At 61.1% G+C, this 16162-nt stretch carries 10 protein-coding genes and 1 pseudogene; 1 reads left to right on the top strand and 10 read right to left on the bottom strand.

Features of this window, described 5'->3' with window-relative positions:
- Positions 1 to 461 precede the first annotated feature (461 nt).
- From ACYAR8_RS00950 to ACYAR8_RS00905, 10 genes and pseudogenes are all read right to left on the bottom strand, one after another.
- Complete coding sequence (locus ACYAR8_RS00950) at positions 462 to 704, bottom strand: hypothetical protein (protein WP_074890990.1); 243 nt, start codon at positions 702 to 704, stop codon at positions 462 to 464.
- Between the two features lie 134 nt (positions 705 to 838).
- A complete protein-coding gene (locus ACYAR8_RS00945; RefSeq protein ID WP_463578788.1) occupies positions 839 to 1354 on the bottom strand; it encodes a DUF4142 domain-containing protein in 516 nt (171 codons plus the stop codon).
- A gap of 138 nt (positions 1355 to 1492) precedes the next feature.
- Positions 1493 to 1807: a hypothetical protein gene (locus ACYAR8_RS00940; protein ID WP_463578787.1), complete on the bottom strand. Its 315-nt coding sequence runs from the start codon at positions 1805 to 1807 to the stop codon at positions 1493 to 1495.
- On the bottom strand, positions 1807 to 2748 hold the full coding sequence (locus ACYAR8_RS00935; protein WP_463578978.1) for a methyltransferase: 942 nt from the start codon (positions 2746 to 2748) through the stop codon (positions 1807 to 1809). Before ACYAR8_RS00935 ends, ACYAR8_RS00940 begins: the two co-directional genes overlap by 1 nt.
- A gap of 41 nt (positions 2749 to 2789) precedes the next feature.
- Positions 2790 to 4148: an iron-containing redox enzyme family protein gene (locus tag ACYAR8_RS00930; protein ID WP_463578786.1), complete on the bottom strand. Its 1359-nt coding sequence runs from the start codon at positions 4146 to 4148 to the stop codon at positions 2790 to 2792.
- Positions 4149 to 5106: 958 nt separating this feature from the next.
- Positions 5107 to 10722 (bottom strand): putative Ig domain-containing protein, encoded by a 5616-nt coding sequence (locus ACYAR8_RS00925; protein ID WP_463578785.1) that lies wholly within the window; start codon positions 10720 to 10722, stop codon positions 5107 to 5109.
- A 625-nt stretch (positions 10723 to 11347) separates the two neighbouring features.
- Positions 11348 to 12559, bottom strand: coding sequence for a GGDEF domain-containing protein (locus ACYAR8_RS00920; protein WP_463578784.1), 1212 nt, complete (start codon positions 12557 to 12559; stop codon positions 11348 to 11350).
- Between the two features lie 138 nt (positions 12560 to 12697).
- Positions 12698 to 13462 (bottom strand): methyl-accepting chemotaxis protein, encoded by a 765-nt coding sequence (locus ACYAR8_RS00915; protein WP_425438840.1) that lies wholly within the window; start codon positions 13460 to 13462, stop codon positions 12698 to 12700.
- A gap of 90 nt (positions 13463 to 13552) precedes the next feature.
- Positions 13553 to 14587 (bottom strand): annotated as a pseudogene (locus ACYAR8_RS00910) (HAMP domain-containing protein); the annotation flags it as partial.
- A gap of 327 nt (positions 14588 to 14914) precedes the next feature.
- Positions 14915 to 15427, bottom strand: coding sequence for an acyloxyacyl hydrolase (locus tag ACYAR8_RS00905; protein WP_463578783.1), 513 nt, complete (start codon positions 15425 to 15427; stop codon positions 14915 to 14917).
- Between the two features lie 302 nt (positions 15428 to 15729).
- On the opposite strand from ACYAR8_RS00905, the gene ACYAR8_RS00900 reads away from it, so the two are divergent.
- Positions 15730 to 16155: a VOC family protein gene (locus tag ACYAR8_RS00900; RefSeq protein ID WP_074883781.1), complete on the top strand. Its 426-nt coding sequence runs from the start codon at positions 15730 to 15732 to the stop codon at positions 16153 to 16155.
- The last annotated feature ends 7 nt before the right edge of the window (positions 16156 to 16162 follow it).

The following is a 16162-nucleotide window of genomic DNA, read 5'->3' as shown; positions in this document are numbered from 1 at the left end:
GTGTCTGTTAAACGCAGAGTTCGCGGCGAGGGCGGAGTTCCGAGACCCGGTCGAACCTCTTCTTACACCCTCAACAATGATGGCGTCTGAATGGGCCTCTTCCCGGCTAAAGCAGGTCCCACTAAATGATTGCGCTCCCCTGGTAGGACCGGCTTTAGCCGGGAAAGCGTCGCAGAAGACACTGCAATAAGATGGCGCCTGCTCGGGCCTCTTCCCGGTTAAAGCCGGTCCCACTAAATGATTGCGCTCCCCTGGTAGGACCGGCTTTAGCCGGGAAAGCGTCGCAGCAGACACTGCAATAAGATGGCGCCTGCTCGGGCCTCTTCCCGGCTAAAGCCGGTCCTACAAGTTGAAGCCGGTCTACGGGATAACGCGCGGTCTGATAGTGGGACCGGCTTTAGCCGGGAAGGCGTCAGTGGAGACACTGCAAAATCACTGTTCAGGCCTTGGTGGTGGCGTGGCTAAACAGCCCCACGCTGCTCGGTCGCTTCCGCCAGCATCGCCAGGGTCTGCTCCATGTCGACGATGGAAGCCTCCAGGGTGGCGAAGCATTGGGCGATGCTCTGTTTGTCGTCCACCGTCTGGTGGCCGGTCAGCTCGGTGACTTCGGAAAGCTCAAGGCGGAACAGTTCATTCACGGTGCTGCGAAGTTCGTTAAGTTGATTCAGCACAACGGCCATTTGATTACGGGTTGCATTGCTCATGTCGGGCCTCGCGTTATTAGGGACAGGGGCGGGTCGCGTAATGAAACACTGACAAACATGAAAAAGGCAGGGTGTTTAAACCCTGCCTTCATCAACTAAAGATTCGCATCAGCCCATTACAGGCATCATCCGAATTACTTGGCCGCGTCACCGCCGTGTGCTTTGGCCAGGGCCTTGGCATGGGTCAGGTGCTCTTCCAGCTTCGGCAGCGTCGCGGCCGCCAACGCTTTCAGATCAGCGTCTTTGCCTTCAGCGGCTTCTTTCTTGAACAGCTCGATGGTTTTTTCATGGGCGACAACCTGGTTGTTTGCATACGCCTGATCAAACGACTTCGAGCTGCGCAGCTCGAGGATCATCGCCTTGGCTTTGTCCATCAGCATGGCGTCGTCAGACACTTCCAGCTTCTTGGTGTCAGCAATGCCTTTCAGCTTGGCATTGGCGGCGGTGTGATCTTTAACCATCATTTCCGCGAACGCTTTGACATCGGCCGAAGTGCCTTTTTCCAGGGCAAGTTTGCCGGCTTCAACTTCAGCCACGCCTTTGGCGGATGCATCTTCGACAAAGTCGTCATTGTCCTGGGCGGCGAACGCGCCTTGGCTGCCGATGGCCATCAACAATGCGAGTGCGGAAGTCTGGATTAGATTTGCCATAGTGAAGTTCCTCTTCTGTCCTTGACGGGGCTGAAGTGCCCGTACTTGTTCCGACGTACTTGTCGCGTAAATCGTTCAGGGAAATTAAGTTTGCGCCGCTATCCGGTCATCTTTCGCAGGTCTTTAATGAGTTGCAACTCACTGTGGCAGGGACTCAAACCACTCCCGATAGGGCGTATTCAAAGCCTTGTAGCGATTGAAATCCGCTGCACCGTCCGACCACCACACCGGACCGCGCTCACCCAGTGCAATCTTCGCCGCATTAACCGAAGCGCGAGCCGCCTTGAGCGCGGCGGAATCCTCGGCGCGATTCGCGGCCTTGACGGCCTGCCGCGCCTTCATCAGTGCGTTGACCCGCTGCTGCCGCTCTTCTTCGCCAAGGGCCGGGTTGCTGCAGCGCCACAATTGGCCCTTGACGACGAAATAGCGACCGTCTGGCGTCGTCGGATACATCACTGGATCCGCTTCACCGTCAGCACCACCGCAGCGATGCGGTCAGCTTCCTGATAAGTCTCGGTTTCCAGCTCTTCGCCGAATACGTCAGGGTCCATCTCGCGATAAGACCAGGCGAGATCAGGGCGATCGACCAGTTTGCGTGCCTGCTCAAGGAACAGGTCGACGCCATCAACCGAGGGCGCGCCGGTATACAGCAACACGCTGCCGCCCGGGGCCAGTCGCTCGATGGCTTGCGCCAGAATGCGCACCGAGAGCTCCGAACCGAGCTGATCGCCACCGTGGCGGTAGGCGCGCTCCTGACTGTCTTTCATGTACGGCGGGTTGGCGACGATCAAATCGAACTCGCCCGTGGTGCCCGCCAGAATGTCGCTGTGGTAGGCGACCACATTGTCGGCCTTGGCCAGCGACGCGTTGACTGCGGTGAATCGCAGGGCAGTGGGGTTGATGTCCACGGCCAGCACACTGGCGTCCCGTCGTGCACGGCCGATCAAGATCGCCCCGACGCCACTGCCGCAGCCAATGTCGACGGCGGTGCGGATGGGGTGCGTCGAACTGCGCAGATGATCTTCAATGGCTTGGGCAAAGCGATAGGTATCGGGGCCGAAGAACACAGAATCGTGGGCCACGGTGGGGAAGGCGGAGTGGACAAACAGCACGTCATCCAGGCTCGACCAACGCACGTCACTGACCCACATGCCGGCGTGGGCACGCAGCACACCGGCCGCAAGCAGCGCCTCAAGATCGGCCTCATCCAGCAGGCCGGTTTCGAACGGGCGGCTCCAGCCGAAGACGTCGCGCAGGCTGCGCGCCGTGCGATTCTGCTCACGCGCATTGACCCGCTGATGGGTCAACGGTGTGACCGTCATGAAGCGATAGCCTCCGGCCTGTAGGCGCTGGCCCAGTTGCAGCAGGGCCAGGTCGTAGTCTTTGTCGGACATTTCGGGCGTGTCGAGTGCGGGATCGAGCAACGTCTGCGGGTTCATCGTGTCAGGCTTCCTTGCGCCAGTTGGCGAGCATAGATTCGGGTGGCCGCCAGGCCTTCGGGGGTTGGATGGGAATCGGGAGCGATCAGCTCAACCAGTTTTTCGAATGGCAGGGAGGGGGCGCTGCGCGGCGACTGTTCGGTGTCGGTGGTCGCCACGGGGCGGCGACGGAAGCGCGTGCGGAAAGGGTTGCTCTGCTCGGAGGCTTGCCAGTCACCGGCGATCCAGTCTTTCAGCAGTTGCATTTCATAGCCACTGAACACACCGAACATCACGGCGCCGGGACCGTCGATCAGTTGCCAGAAGCGGCTGTCCTGCGGGTCTTGATTGCGCTTGATCCAGCCACGGTCCTCCAGCGCACTCAACAGCTGGCGACTCTGGCCGGGCGTGGCGAGCCAGTCATTGATCGTGCGACCCTCAAGGCGGCAGTAATCAGAATGCATGTGCTGACCGAAGGTGCTTTTGGTCTCCAGCATCGAGACCACTTCATCTTCCAGATCGAAGGCGCGGACGATATCGGTCGAGCCTATGCCCAGATCGTTGAGCAGATAGCCCGCGCGCAGACGCTCGAGAAATTCACCCTTGCTGTCGTCGTTCGGCAACAGATCGAGTACGGCTTGGACCGCCTTGTAGGCGTGGCCCGAACTGGCGTTGTCGATGGTCACGTGCAGGGTGAAGTAATAGGGGTCGATGCCCAGTTCACTCAGCTCGAACGAAGTGATCAGCAGATGCAGCGGCAGTTGCTCATAACCCAGGTTGTAGCCGAGGATTTCCGGCAAGAACTCATCGCTCAAGTGGCCGAGACCCAGCTGAATGGCACCCTGCAAATACAGCGAATCGTCCAGCTGCGCGATGGGCGCGCAATCGTGTTCGGTGAGCAGATTGCGGTACAGCACGACGTGGTTGAGTGCAGGCTCGCCGTCTCCCAGTTCTTCGAGGTAGGTGCGGATCAGGCCGTGGTAGCGCCAGTCGTTGGCATGCATCACCGTGCCGTACAGCCAGGCACCATCCACCAGCTTGCTCGGCGCGACGCTTTGCAGGAAATACAGCGCGTGGGCCTTGCTGTTAAAGAACTTCCGGGGCCCGCCGGCGCGGCGTTCCTCCAGATAGACACGATATTGCTCGGCCACGGAATGACTGTTACTGGCCACCCAGGTCGACAGTTCGTTGAGATCAGCAGGCAGGTTTGACGGCAGCGTTTTCGCGATCTCCAGTTGCTCCTGGAGAAAATCGCGAGCGTTGTCCCGCTCGGCTTCCACCTGTCCGCGCAGGAGACGGGAGTACAGCGAGTAGTGGGCGCCGTTGGATAGATGCGCCGTGGCAGAACGCTCGGAAAGTACCTGTAAAGAGGTCATGACTAGCCTGCTGACTTTTCTTGATATGTAGGTCAGAGGGAGGCAGTTCGCTAAAATTCCATCGAGTTGCAGGTCAGTCGATGATCGACACCTGTGACGGATGAGCGGCCGGGGTTTCGATTCATTCGACGCCGCGTGGCCTGAAAATCGTACAGGTCGACTCGATCGCCGCAAATGTAGCCGTCACAACAACCCGGCTCCTGCGGGTTTGCGTCTGCCTCTGATTTTGGGTGTTGCCGGGGCTTACTGTGGGAGCCGGCTTGCTGGCGAAGAGGTGGTACATCGGACGCGTTTTTATCGTCTGTACCGACGTCTTCGCGGGCAAGCGCGCTCCTACAGTGGATCGCTATCCAGCCGAAGATTCGCGCGGGACAGATAACCTGTGGGAGCCGGCTCGCTGGCGAATCGGCGGTACATCCGACGCGTTTTTATCGCCTGTACCGACGTCTTCGCGGGCAAGCGCGCTCCTACAGTGGATGGCTATCCAGCCGGAGATTCGCGCGGGACAGATAACCTGTGGGAGCCGGCTTGATGGCGAAGAGGTGGTACATCGGACTTACTGGCGAGTGGGCGGTACATCCGACGCATACTTGTCGGCTATACCGACGTCTTCGCGGGCAAGCGCGCTCCTACAGTGGATCGCTATCCAGCCGAAGATTCGCGGTGAATGAATAACCCGTAGGAGCGTGGCTTGCCCCGCGATCTGGCGCGAAGCGGCAGTAATCCGGTAGTCGCGTTATCGCGGTAAAACCGAGGCGTCAGGCTTTACGACTGCTGCGCAGCCGATCGCGGGACAAGCCACGCTCCTACCATTGATCTCCGCCCAACCGGATAGTCGCGGTGTCCGCAAAACCTGTAGGTGCGCAACCTGGGTGTGTTTCGCGGTCTACGCGGGCGTACCGGTCGCGCAAAAAAACGGCCTCCATTGCGGAGGCCGTTTTTGTGTTTACGCGATTACTCAGGCAACGAGGTCAGTGACGTGCAGCTCCTTGACGCCGACCAACTGGATTTCGAAATCCGGGGTCGCATCGGCGTTGATGCTGCCGTAGAGGATCCCGTCAGCGAAGCGTATCTGCCCGGTCGCGTCATTGCTGTCAAAGGCATTGCTGCCGATGAAAGTAAACGCGTCGATCCCCGTGGTCTGCGGATTGGCGTCCAGGGCGCTGAAGTCGAGCAGGTCGCCCTCGGCACTCTTGAAGCCGTTGATCACGTCACGCAATGCACCGACGCCCATGTCGGCGATGGAGTCGAACACGTAGGTGTCCGCCCCGGTGCCGCCGGTGAGCGAGTCAGTGCCAGCGCCGCCGATCAAACGGTCATTGCCCGAGCCGCCGATCAGCGTGTCATTGCCGGCACCGCCGTTGAGCACGTTGGCGCCGCTGTTGCCGGTCAGGCTGTCGTCGAAGGCGCTGCCGATCAGGTTCTCGATGCTCTTCAGCGTGTCCAGGCCTGAGCCCCCGGTGTTCTGCTGCGCCGAGGTCGACAGGGTGGCGGTGATGCCGGCCTGCGCGCCGTAGTAGGACACCGTGTCGTTGCCGCCGCGCCCGTCCATCACGTTATCGCCGCTGCCTGCGAACAGCACGTTGTCCAGGGCGTTACCGATGCCGTTGGCCGCGTCAATGCTGTCGATGTACAGGTTTTCGACGTTATTGCCCAAGGTGAACGTCGCCAGGGTGCTGTGCACGCTGTCGATGCCGCCGGTGACGCGATCGGCGTTGGTTTCGATCACGCTGTCGCCGCTGTCGTCGACGTAGTACGTGTCGTTGCCGTTGCCGCCGCTCATGCTGTCGGCACCGCCTGCGCCGTCGATCACGTTGGCCGCCGCGTTGCCGGTGATGAAGTTGCGCAGCTCGTTGCCGTTGCCGTCGATGGCTGAAACACCGGTGAGCACCAGGTTTTCCAGATTCGCGCCGAGGGTCCAGCTGACCGACGCCTGCACGGTGTCGATCTGCGAAGGCGAGTCGCTGCTTTCGGTGATGCTGTCGAAGGCGTTGTCGACGATGTAAATATCATTGCCATCGCCACCGCTCATGCTGTCGGCGCCGAGGTCACCGTCCAGCGTGTCATTGCCGGACGAGCCCACCAGGGTGTCGGCCTGGTCGGTACCGAAGATCAGGCCGCCTTCGTTCTGCACCCCGTCGAAAATCGCCTGCACGCTATTGTTGTCGCTGGGGTCGCCTTTGAAGCCCAGGTCATCGGCAATGTAGTCCGCCAGACGCTGGCCGACGATCTCGGCAGACTCTTCGTGCAAGTGCCAGACGTCATCGGGATAGACCAGCGGGTCGACCTCGTGGCGCAACGGCAGGTCGGTGTAGTCGACTGCAATCTTCACGTCGTCACGCTGGGCGGCAATTGCTTCCTGGGTAGCGCGCACATAGCCCACGCCCTCGACGATGCCGGCGATCTTCTCTTCCGAGAAGCCACGGGCGCGGGCGGCGTCCTGGTCGTAGTGACCGGTTTCCATCATGTACACGTTGAAGTTGCCGAACTGCGCGTGCAGGTAATCGAAGACCGACAAGGTCGCCGCCTTGTACGCCGCTGCGGCGGCTTCCTTGTCCGAGGCGCGGGCGATTTCCTGCGCCGCTTCCTCGCCCTGACCCCAGATGATGCCCATGGTCACGTTGTCGACCGCTTTCAGCTCGGAGAGCTGGTCGTTCAACAGCGCGACCGCGCGCAACAGGGCCGGGCCCGGTTGGTCGGTGTCGGTCAGCCACCAGCACAACTTCAGCTCTTCGGCGCCGAGGGTCGACATACCGTTGACCGTGCTGCCGCCCACTGCGATGTCGATGCCATTGCCGTCGGCGTCGTTGAACTGGCTGCGCACGTCGTAGGTGGTGTACTTGCTCAGGCCGTCCACCAGCATGGTGGTGCCGGACTGGCTGTCGTCTTCGGTCATGCGCAACAGACGGGCGTTGGACTGGCCGAGGGTCGGCAGGAACAGGATGTCCTGGTCGGCCCGCGAGCCGAACACGAAGTCGTCTGCGGTGAGGGTGTTCAGGTAGTTACCGCTCAGGGCGATCTCGAAGCGATGACCGTCGGCGTCAGGCACGCTGGATTTGATGTACGTCTTGTCGCCGGCCGCGTTCAGGCTCAGGTACAGCGTGCCGTTGCTGCCGTCGCCCAGGCCGAGGAAGCCCAGGGTCGACACGTCGATCTTGTCCACGCCGTGGGTGAAGTCGTAGATCGTGTCGGTGGCCGTCACTCCGCCAGTGGTGTAGTCGCGGTAGCTGTCCTGGACGCTGGTGTAGCGGAAGGTGTCGGCACCGTCGCCGCCGTACAGCGAGTCGCGACCTGCGCCGCCGTCGATGATGTCCGGGCCTGCGCCGGCGCGAATGGTGTCGTTGCCGCCCAGCCCGAGGATCAGGTCGGCGCCTGCGGTGCCCGCGATCGCTTCGCCATTGTCGGTGCCGGTGATGGTGCTGGCCGGCGCATCGGCCACGGCCAGGGCAAAGCTGTCACTGACTGACGCGCCCGACGGATCAGTCGCTTTGATCAGCAGTGTGTAATTGCCGGAGGCGGTGCTGGTGGGCGTGCCGCTGAAGGTCAGGCGGGTGCTGTCGAAGGTGAGCCAGTCGGGAAGGGCGCTGCCATCGGCCAGGGTCGCGGTGTAAGTCAGCGTGTCGTTGTTACCGTCGGAGAAGCTGTTGCTGGTGACCGCGTAGGTAAATGGCGAGTTTTCCGTTGCGTTCTGGTCCAGCAGCGGAATCACCACCACCGGCGCGACGTTGATAGGCACGTTTTGATGGGTGAAGACGAAATGGCTCGCGTTGAGGCTGCCGGCCAGATTACCCGCCAGGGACAGCTCGAAACGGTTGCCGCTGGCGTCCGCGACGTTGTCTTTGACGTAGGTGCGGTTGGTGTTGGCGTTATAGGTCACTTGCAGCGTGCCGTTGAGGCCGTTGCCCAGCCCGCTGTAGCCCAGGGCCGAGACGTCGATCTTGTCGGCAGCCACATCGAAATCGAGGATCTGGTCGCTGGCGCTGGTGGTCGCCGTGCGGTAGCTGTCCTGGGTGGACGTGAAGCGGAACACGTCCGATCCCGCGCCACCGGTGAGTTTGTCGGCACCGGCGCCACCGATGAGGACATCGTTGCCGTCGCCGCCATTCAGGGTGTCGTTGCCCGCGCCGCCGAAGAGCTGATCGTTGCCGGTGGTGCCGGTGAGGGTGTCATTGCCCGGCGTGCCGTTGATCTCGCCCGGCGTCACTGGCACGTCCTGGACGGCGAGGGTGAAGCTGTCGCTGACAGTGGCGTTGCTGGCGTCGCTCGCGGTGATCTTGATTGCGTAGGTGCCCGACGCGGTGGTGCCCGGGGTGCCGCTGAACGTGCGGGTCACGGCATCGAAGCTTAGCCACGCCGGCAGGGCAGTGCCGTCGGCCAGGGTGGCGGTGTAGCTGAGGTTGTCGTTGTCCGGATCGGTGAAGCTGGTGCCGGGGACGACGTAGCTGAAGGGTGTGTTCTCGGTAGCGTTTTGGTCCAGCAGCGGGTTGGCAACGACCGGCGCCTGATTCACCGTCGGTGCGGTGGCGAACACGAAGTTGGCGCTGGTCAGCTTGTCGAGGTAGTTGCCCACCAGCGCGACTTCGAAGCGGTTGCCCTCGGCATCGGCGTTCAGCGACTTGATGTAGGTCTTGTCGCCCACGTCGTTGAGCACCGCGTAGACGGTGTTATTCATGCCGTTGGCGAGGCCGGTGAAGCCCAGCTTGGAAAGGTCGATCTTGTCAGAGGTGACGTCGAAATCAGTGATCACGTCGCCCAGATTCGCGCCATCGGCGTTGTAGTTGCGATAGCTGTCCATGCGGCTGGAGAACACAAACGTGTCCGCGCCGGCGCCACCACTCAGGGTGTCCTGCCCGGCGCCGCCGTCGAGGCGATCGTCACCGCCGCCGCCTGCCAGGCTGTCATTGCCGGCAAGGCCCAACAGCGTGTCGGCTCCGTCAGTGCCCTGCAGCGAGTCGTTGCCGACGGTGCCGGTGAGGGTGCGGTTGAAGATGAAGTTGTCGGCGGTCAGTGCGCTGACCAGATTGCCGGCCAGGATCAGCTCGAAGCGATTGCCATTGGCGTCGGCATCGTAATCCTTGATGTAGGTGCGGTCGTTGCTGGCGCTGTAGCTCACCTGCAAGGTGCCGCCACGGCCGTTGCCCAGCCCGGTAAAGCCCAGGCCGGCGAGGTCGATTTTGTCCTGGGTCGGGTCGAAGTCGGTGATGGTGTCGTCGAAGCTGGTGGTCGCGGTGCGATAGCTGTCGGTTTCGCTGGTGAAGCGGAAGATGTCCGCGCCTGCACCGCCGGTCAGCTTGTCGACGCCGGCACCGCCGATGAGGATGTCGCTGCCGCCACCGCCGTTGACGGTGTCATTGCCCGCGCCGGCGTAGAAGATCTCGTTGGCGTCGCTGCCCAGCAGGGTATCGTTGCCATCGGTGCCTTGCACCGCCACGACGGGTACGGTGGCGCTGACGTAGCTGCCATCGCCGTACAGCAGCGTGTCGCCCTTGGTGGTGTGGCTGATGGTGTTGCCGATGATTGCGTTGCGGTCGGTGCCGTCTTCGTTGCGCTCGGCCACGCCATAGGTGGACAGCGCGCTGCCGTTGATGGTGTTGCCCTGAACGGTGTTGTCGCTGCCGTTGAAATACTTGCCGGAAACGCCGTTGGTGTCGTCGTAGGACTGAATGATGATTTCCGGCACGCCGCCGCCCAGGGAGTTGTTGCTCAAGGTGTTGTTGATCACGTCGACGTTGTTGCTGCCGTAGATGCGCACGCCGGCGCTGGCGTTGTCGTGGATGTCGACACCGGTCATGGTGACCTCGCTCGAAAGCTTGATCAGCACGCCCTCGGCGCCGTTGCCATAGACCTCACCGCCGGTGATGGTGATGTTGTTCGGCGAAGGGATGTTCTCGCTGCCGCGCTGCACGACGATGCCGCCACCGCCGTTGCCGTAGGCGACGTTGTTGCTCAGGGTGAAGTCGTGGCTGCTGGTGACCACGTTGAAACCGTGGCGATCGTTGTCGTAGGCGACGTTGTTTTCGAAGGTGCTGTCGCTCAGAAAGTCAGCGACGAAGCCGTCCAGGCCGTTGCCATGGGACACGCTGTTCTTGATGACCATGTTCACGGTCTGTTCGTGGGGGTCGAAGCCGTAACCGGAGCAGTCCTTGATTTCCACGCCGTCGAGGGTGACGTTGGAATCGTACCCTGCCTGGCCGGGGATGAAACCGTTGAACCAGCCGTCGATCTTGCCGGTGGTGTTGTCGCGGTTACCATCGATGGTCAGGTTGCTCAGCCCGAAATCGTGGGTCTCTTCGCCGTAGGCAGAGCGGATCACGCCGGTGATTTTTGTGTCGGAACCGTCTGCCACCTTGATGTTCGAGACGCCCATGCCGTCGCCGTACATGTAGACGTTGCTTTTGAGCATGAGGCAGCCGTCGGACGGTTCTTCACCGCCCGACACGATGTAGGTCCCGGGGGGTACATAGACTTGTCCTCCGCCGGCCGCCGCTGCCGCATCAATCGCTTGTTGAATGGCCGCGGTGTCGTCAGAGACGCCATCTCCCTTGGCGCCAAAATTTTGGACGTTAAAAATCATGTACTTATCTCCGTTCACAGGCTGAGGTCACGCTGCGTGCCAATTTCCAATCGGCACTGCAGCAGGTATGACCTAACTCAACGGAAAAGTTGTAGCCGTATGTCGGGAAACCGTCGTTTTGTGACGATCGGCACATTTGGATGGTTTTATGCGTCACCTAATTGACGCTTTAGGGCTGTGCTTTTCTGGCACTTTCGCGGGCGAGAGGGTAGATCGCCGGGGTATACGGAGGGTTAGTGGGACCGGCTAAAGCCAGTCCTGCATGATCATCACGGACTGGCATATACATGCGGTCAGATAGTGGGACCGGCTTCAGCCGGGAAGGCTAGTGTGGGCACCCTCAATTCTGGAGTGTGAATGCCGACGTCTTCCCGGCTAAAGCCGGTCCCACAAGGTTCGCGTCCAGCCAGTTCCCCAGGGTGCACGCGATGCTTTTTAGTGGGACCGGCTTCAGCCGGGAAGGGGCCGGTGTGGGCACCCTCAATTCTGCAGTGTGAATGCCGACGTCTTTCCGGCTAAAGCCGGTCCCACAGGGTTCGCGTCCAGCCAGTTCTCCAGATGCACGCGATGCTTTTTAGTGGGACCGCAGTCATTCAGTCGGACCGCAGCTTGGGGGTAGGGCCCGTTAGGCCACTTCAGCGGGGGCGCAGCGCAGGCAGTCGCGGCCTTCGCCCTTGGCGGCATAGAGGGCTTTGTCGGCCATGGCGATCAGCACTTCGGCGCTGGTGTGCGGTGCGCTGGCGACGGCGACGCCCAGGCTGATGGTGACTCTGGCGCCATCGCCCAGCACCGGATGAGGGACATTGAGCGCGGCGACCGCCAAGCGCAGGTTTTCCGCCAGCGCCCTGGCCTGGGCCGGGTGGGCGTCGGTCATGAGCACGAGGATTTCTTCGCCGCCGAAGCGGAAGGTCAGGGCGTTGGCTTTCTGCGCGGTGCGCTGAATCACGCCACTGAGCAGACGCAGGCAGGTGTCGCCCTGCATGTGCCCGTAATTATCGTTGTAGGATTTGAAGTGATCGATGTCCAGCAGGATGACCGCGACGTTCGTGGGCGCTTGCACCGAGCGGCTCCACAGCGATGCCAGCACCTCGCCCTGAAAGCGCCGGTTGAACAATTGCGTCAGCGAATCGATCCGCGCCAGTTCCACCAATTGCGATTGCAGCAAGCGCCCGCGCAACGCAAACAGATAACTCAAGCGACTGCCGTGTTCCAGAAACCACGAAGCCATCATCAGCAGCGCCGCGGTGGAAAAGAACAGCAGCGCATTGGCCTGCCAGATCTGAAAGTCGGCGAAGTCAGCGAGGTAAGTGGTCACTAGCTGGATGACCAGCATGCAGGCCATTGATACCGCCGCACACCGCACTGGCACCTGCTGGATCACCGTGCAATACACCATGATCAGCAGCATTCCCAGTTGGTAGTGCAGCCGAAACGGACTTTCGCTGAAGATCATCACCACCAGCGGCATCACCGAACACGTGACGGTGCCGATGGCTGCCGTTGTCTCGACAGTGCGTCGGGTGCAGGCGCGGTCGGCGATGATCAGCAGAAGGATAAAGATGGGCGTCATCAGGCAGACACGGCCCACCGCCACGTAGGTAAACATGTCGTTAAGGCTGAGCCAGTCGCTGACCATGAACAGGTTGTAGATGAGGATGCCGCCGATGCCTACGGCAGTGAGAAACTGGCGGCGTTGCTCGAGCGTCTCTGCTTCGTAACGACGTTCCAGGTCAGTGCTGAAACGCAGACTGCGAAAGCGCGACGCGATGGTGCGATCGACTTCGGCAAGAAGTTGCGCGTCATTGGGGTCAGGGCGATCGAGGACAAAGGAAAGCATGTTGCACCAAAAGGGGTGGGTTACCGGACTGTGACATCACGAGTAGTGTCTTAGTGCCATCATTTCGTCGGAGCGCTGGTTTGGCAAGCACTGACCGATCAAGCGTCAGGTTTGCGATGAACAGCGCTCCGACTTGCTTCAGATACGGAAACTGCCCACCAGCTGCGTCAAGCGCACCGACTGGCGTTCCAGGTCGGAACAGGCGCGCAGCGTGGCTTGCAGGTTTTCCACGCCTTCCTGGTTCAGTGTGTTGATCTCGGTGATGTCGACGTTGATCGCCTCGACCACCGAGGTCTGCTCTTCGGTGGCCGTGGCGACCGACTGGTTCATCGCGTCGATCTCGCCGATGCGCACCGTCACGCTTTCCAGGCTGGTGCCGGCCTGGTTGGCGATGCTCACGCTCTCATGGCTCTCGCGCTGGCTCTCGTTCATGATCGACACCGCTTCACGGGCGCCGTGCTGCAACTCCTCGATCATTTTCTGAACCTGACTGGCCGATTCCTGAGTGCGATGGGCCAGGCTGCGAACTTCGTCAGCCACCACGGCAAATCCGCGCCCGGCTTCCCCGGCGCGCGCTGCTTCGATGGCGGCGTTGAGGGCCAGCAGGTTGGTCTGCTGGGAGATGCCGGTGATGACTTCGAGAATCTGCCCGATGTTGGCCGTCTTGGTGTTGAGCTGTTCGATCTGCTCGCTGGCGCCGCTGATGCGCGTCGACAAGCGGTTCATTGCCTGAATGTTCTGACCGACCACGGCCTGACCGTTGGACGCCATGCTGCGGGCGTCGCTGGAATGCCCGGAAGCCATGGCGGCGTTCTGCGCGATTTCCTGCGCCGCTGCGCCGAGCTCGTTGATGGCCGCCGCGACACTGCTGGTGCGGTTGGCTTGCTGGTCGGAGTTGAGCATCGAAGAGTTCGAAGCGCTCACCACACGCAATGCGACTTCATTGAGCTGCACGGTGGAGGAGGCCACTTCGCGCATCGAGTCATGGATCCGTTCAACGAACAGGTTGAAGCCGTTGCCCAGGTAACCGAATTCGTCCTGGCTGAGGACCGCCAGACGTTTGGTCAGATCCCCTTCACCCGCCGCGATGTCGTGCATGGCACGGCCCATGGTGTTCAGCGGACGCATCAGCACGTTGAGCAGCACGCCCAGCAGAAGAATGATCAGCACCACGGCGATAATCGTGGCGACGATCGCCGAGTTACGGAAATCACCCAGGGCGGCGTAGGCCTGGCTCTTGTCGACGGCGATGCCGACGTACCAGTTGACCGAAGGCAGACCGTCAACGTGAGCAAAGGTGATGACCTCCATATTGCCGGCGTGCTCGCTTTCGCTGACATCCTCGGACAACCGCGGCGTAGCGTTCGGGTAGACCTCGGCCAGGGTTTTCATCACCAGCGAGGTGTCCGGATGCACGAGGATGCGGCCGTTGGCGTCGACCAGAAAGGCATGGCCGTCGTTCTGCAGGCGCAGCGCGCTGATCATTTTCACCAGCACTTCGAGGCTCAGATCACCGCCCGCAACGCCAGCGACTCCGGAAGGGCCTTTGACCGGCGTGGCGATCGTTACGATCAGGCCCTTGGTCACGGCGTCCAGGTAGGGCTCGGTGAGGGTGGTTTTGCCGGCCTTCAGCGCATCGGTGTACCAGGGGCGGGTGCGCGGGTCGTAATCGCCGGGCATGTCGTCAGGCGGTTGGGTCACGAACGAGCCATCGGCCTTGCCCAGGTAGATACTCATGAACGTCGAGATCAGCGTCGGCTGGCCCAGCAGACGGTTGAACACTTCAGGCGACGGCGACACGGCGGCGCCCTCGGAAACGTTTTCCACCAGCAGGATGCGTCCCGACATCCAGTTCTGGATATTACCGGCCGTACTTTCGCCCATCTGGGTCAGACTTTCCCTTAACTGATCGCGGATGGCAGTGCGTTGCAGATAATCGTTGTACAGGGTGAACAAGGTGAATGCAGCGATCACCACCAGCGAGGCCGCCAGCAGAATTTTGTGGCTGAATTTCAGGGATTTGGTCATGCCGTAGAGCCTTCAAGCGATTGCGGGGAAAGGATTGCAGTCTGTCTGCCGGTCTATCGGCGGGCGGCGCGATAGATGAATGCTTTCCTGGGTAAATCAGGCCTCTGTAGGGCTGGAATCTGACAATCGGTCTTTGGTTTATGTACGGCGTGTCATGAAGGGGTGGTAGGCAAAAGGCGTACAAAGCGAGGAGGTCAGCACGGGGAGCAGGGCAGAGAACCAAAAAAGGGCTGCAAAAGCAGCCCTCTGGTGGCTGGGCGGCGCTGGCTCAAGCCTCAGGCGCGCCACTTGCAGCTTTCAGCTTGAAGCTTGCCGCTAGAACCTCCCTCAAAGCGTATGACTGTAAACCACCGCATAGGACTCGATTCCGTCATTGGGCTCTTTGATCCCCGCGTTCGAATAGTGGGTCACGCGGACCGCCACGCGCTGGGTGTCGCCGAGTTTCAGGCCGGCGCCAAGGCGGTCTTCGAAGTTGAACGCCGAGCCAAACGTCTGATCGCCGGCGGACGCACCGGTAAACAGCGAAACGCCAACGCCCGCCTCGATAAACGGCTTGATCGTGCCGCTGCCGAACTCATAAACGAACACCGGAGCAAATGACGCCGAGTGGCGAGCGCCGGCCTGTTTGCCTGCTTCCCAGTAGGTGTAGCCCAGATCCCAGTAGCCGGTCAGCTTGCCGGTCGAGCTTTCCAGCCACGCCTTGGTCCAGTCGAAACCCAGGGCCACGCGGCCAGTGATGCCACCCTGGCTGGTGGCACCCAGCGCCCCGGAAATTTGCGTGGCGTCAGCATTCGTGGCGAAAGAAGACAGGCACAGGACCGCGAGCAGTAGTTTTTTCATGGTGGAGGTAGCCAAAAAGGTCAATAAAACCGGGAGGACAAATCACCCGAGCGGATATAAGGCATAGTGCCACTACTAAAGTTCCGTCGGCCTTGTAAAAAAGTGCCTGGGCTTGGATTTGGACTTGGCCACGACTCAAGCGGTGTGCTCACCGCCGAGCCTCGTGAAATTGATGCGCTTGCGCAGCATCGTAGGCGTGATTGATCGAAATAATTGAGGCTCAGCAGAAGCGATATGCGCTTTTGCTGGCCTGCGTTAAGGTCAACAATCGTCCCCTATCATTCCCGTCCCAAGGATCGACCATGAGCCTCTCGCCGTTCCACCTCGCCATTCCCGTCTACGACCTTGCCGCCGCACGCCACTTCTACGGCGATGTTTTCGGTCTTTCCGAAGGCCGCTCCAGCGAGCAATGGGTCGACTTTGATTTCTACGGCCATCAACTGGTCATCCACGAGCACCCGAAAACCACCTCACAGGAATCCGTTCATTCCAATGCGGTAGACGGCCACGACGTGCCGGTTCCGCATTTCGGCATCATCCTGCACTGGGAAGAGTGGGAGGCGTTGGCGGAGCGTCTGCGCGCCCGGGAAACCAAGTTTGTGATCGAACCCTACATCCGCTTTCAGGGCCAGGTCGGCGAGCAGGCCACCATGTTTCTGTTCGACCCGTGCGGCAACGCCCTGGAATTCAAGGCATTCAAGGACATGAGCCAGCTCTTCGCCAAATAGCCGCCTG

The organism is Pseudomonas sp. HP_01, from assembly GCF_055284355.1.
This window is presented reverse-complemented; position numbering and strand designations above follow the sequence as displayed.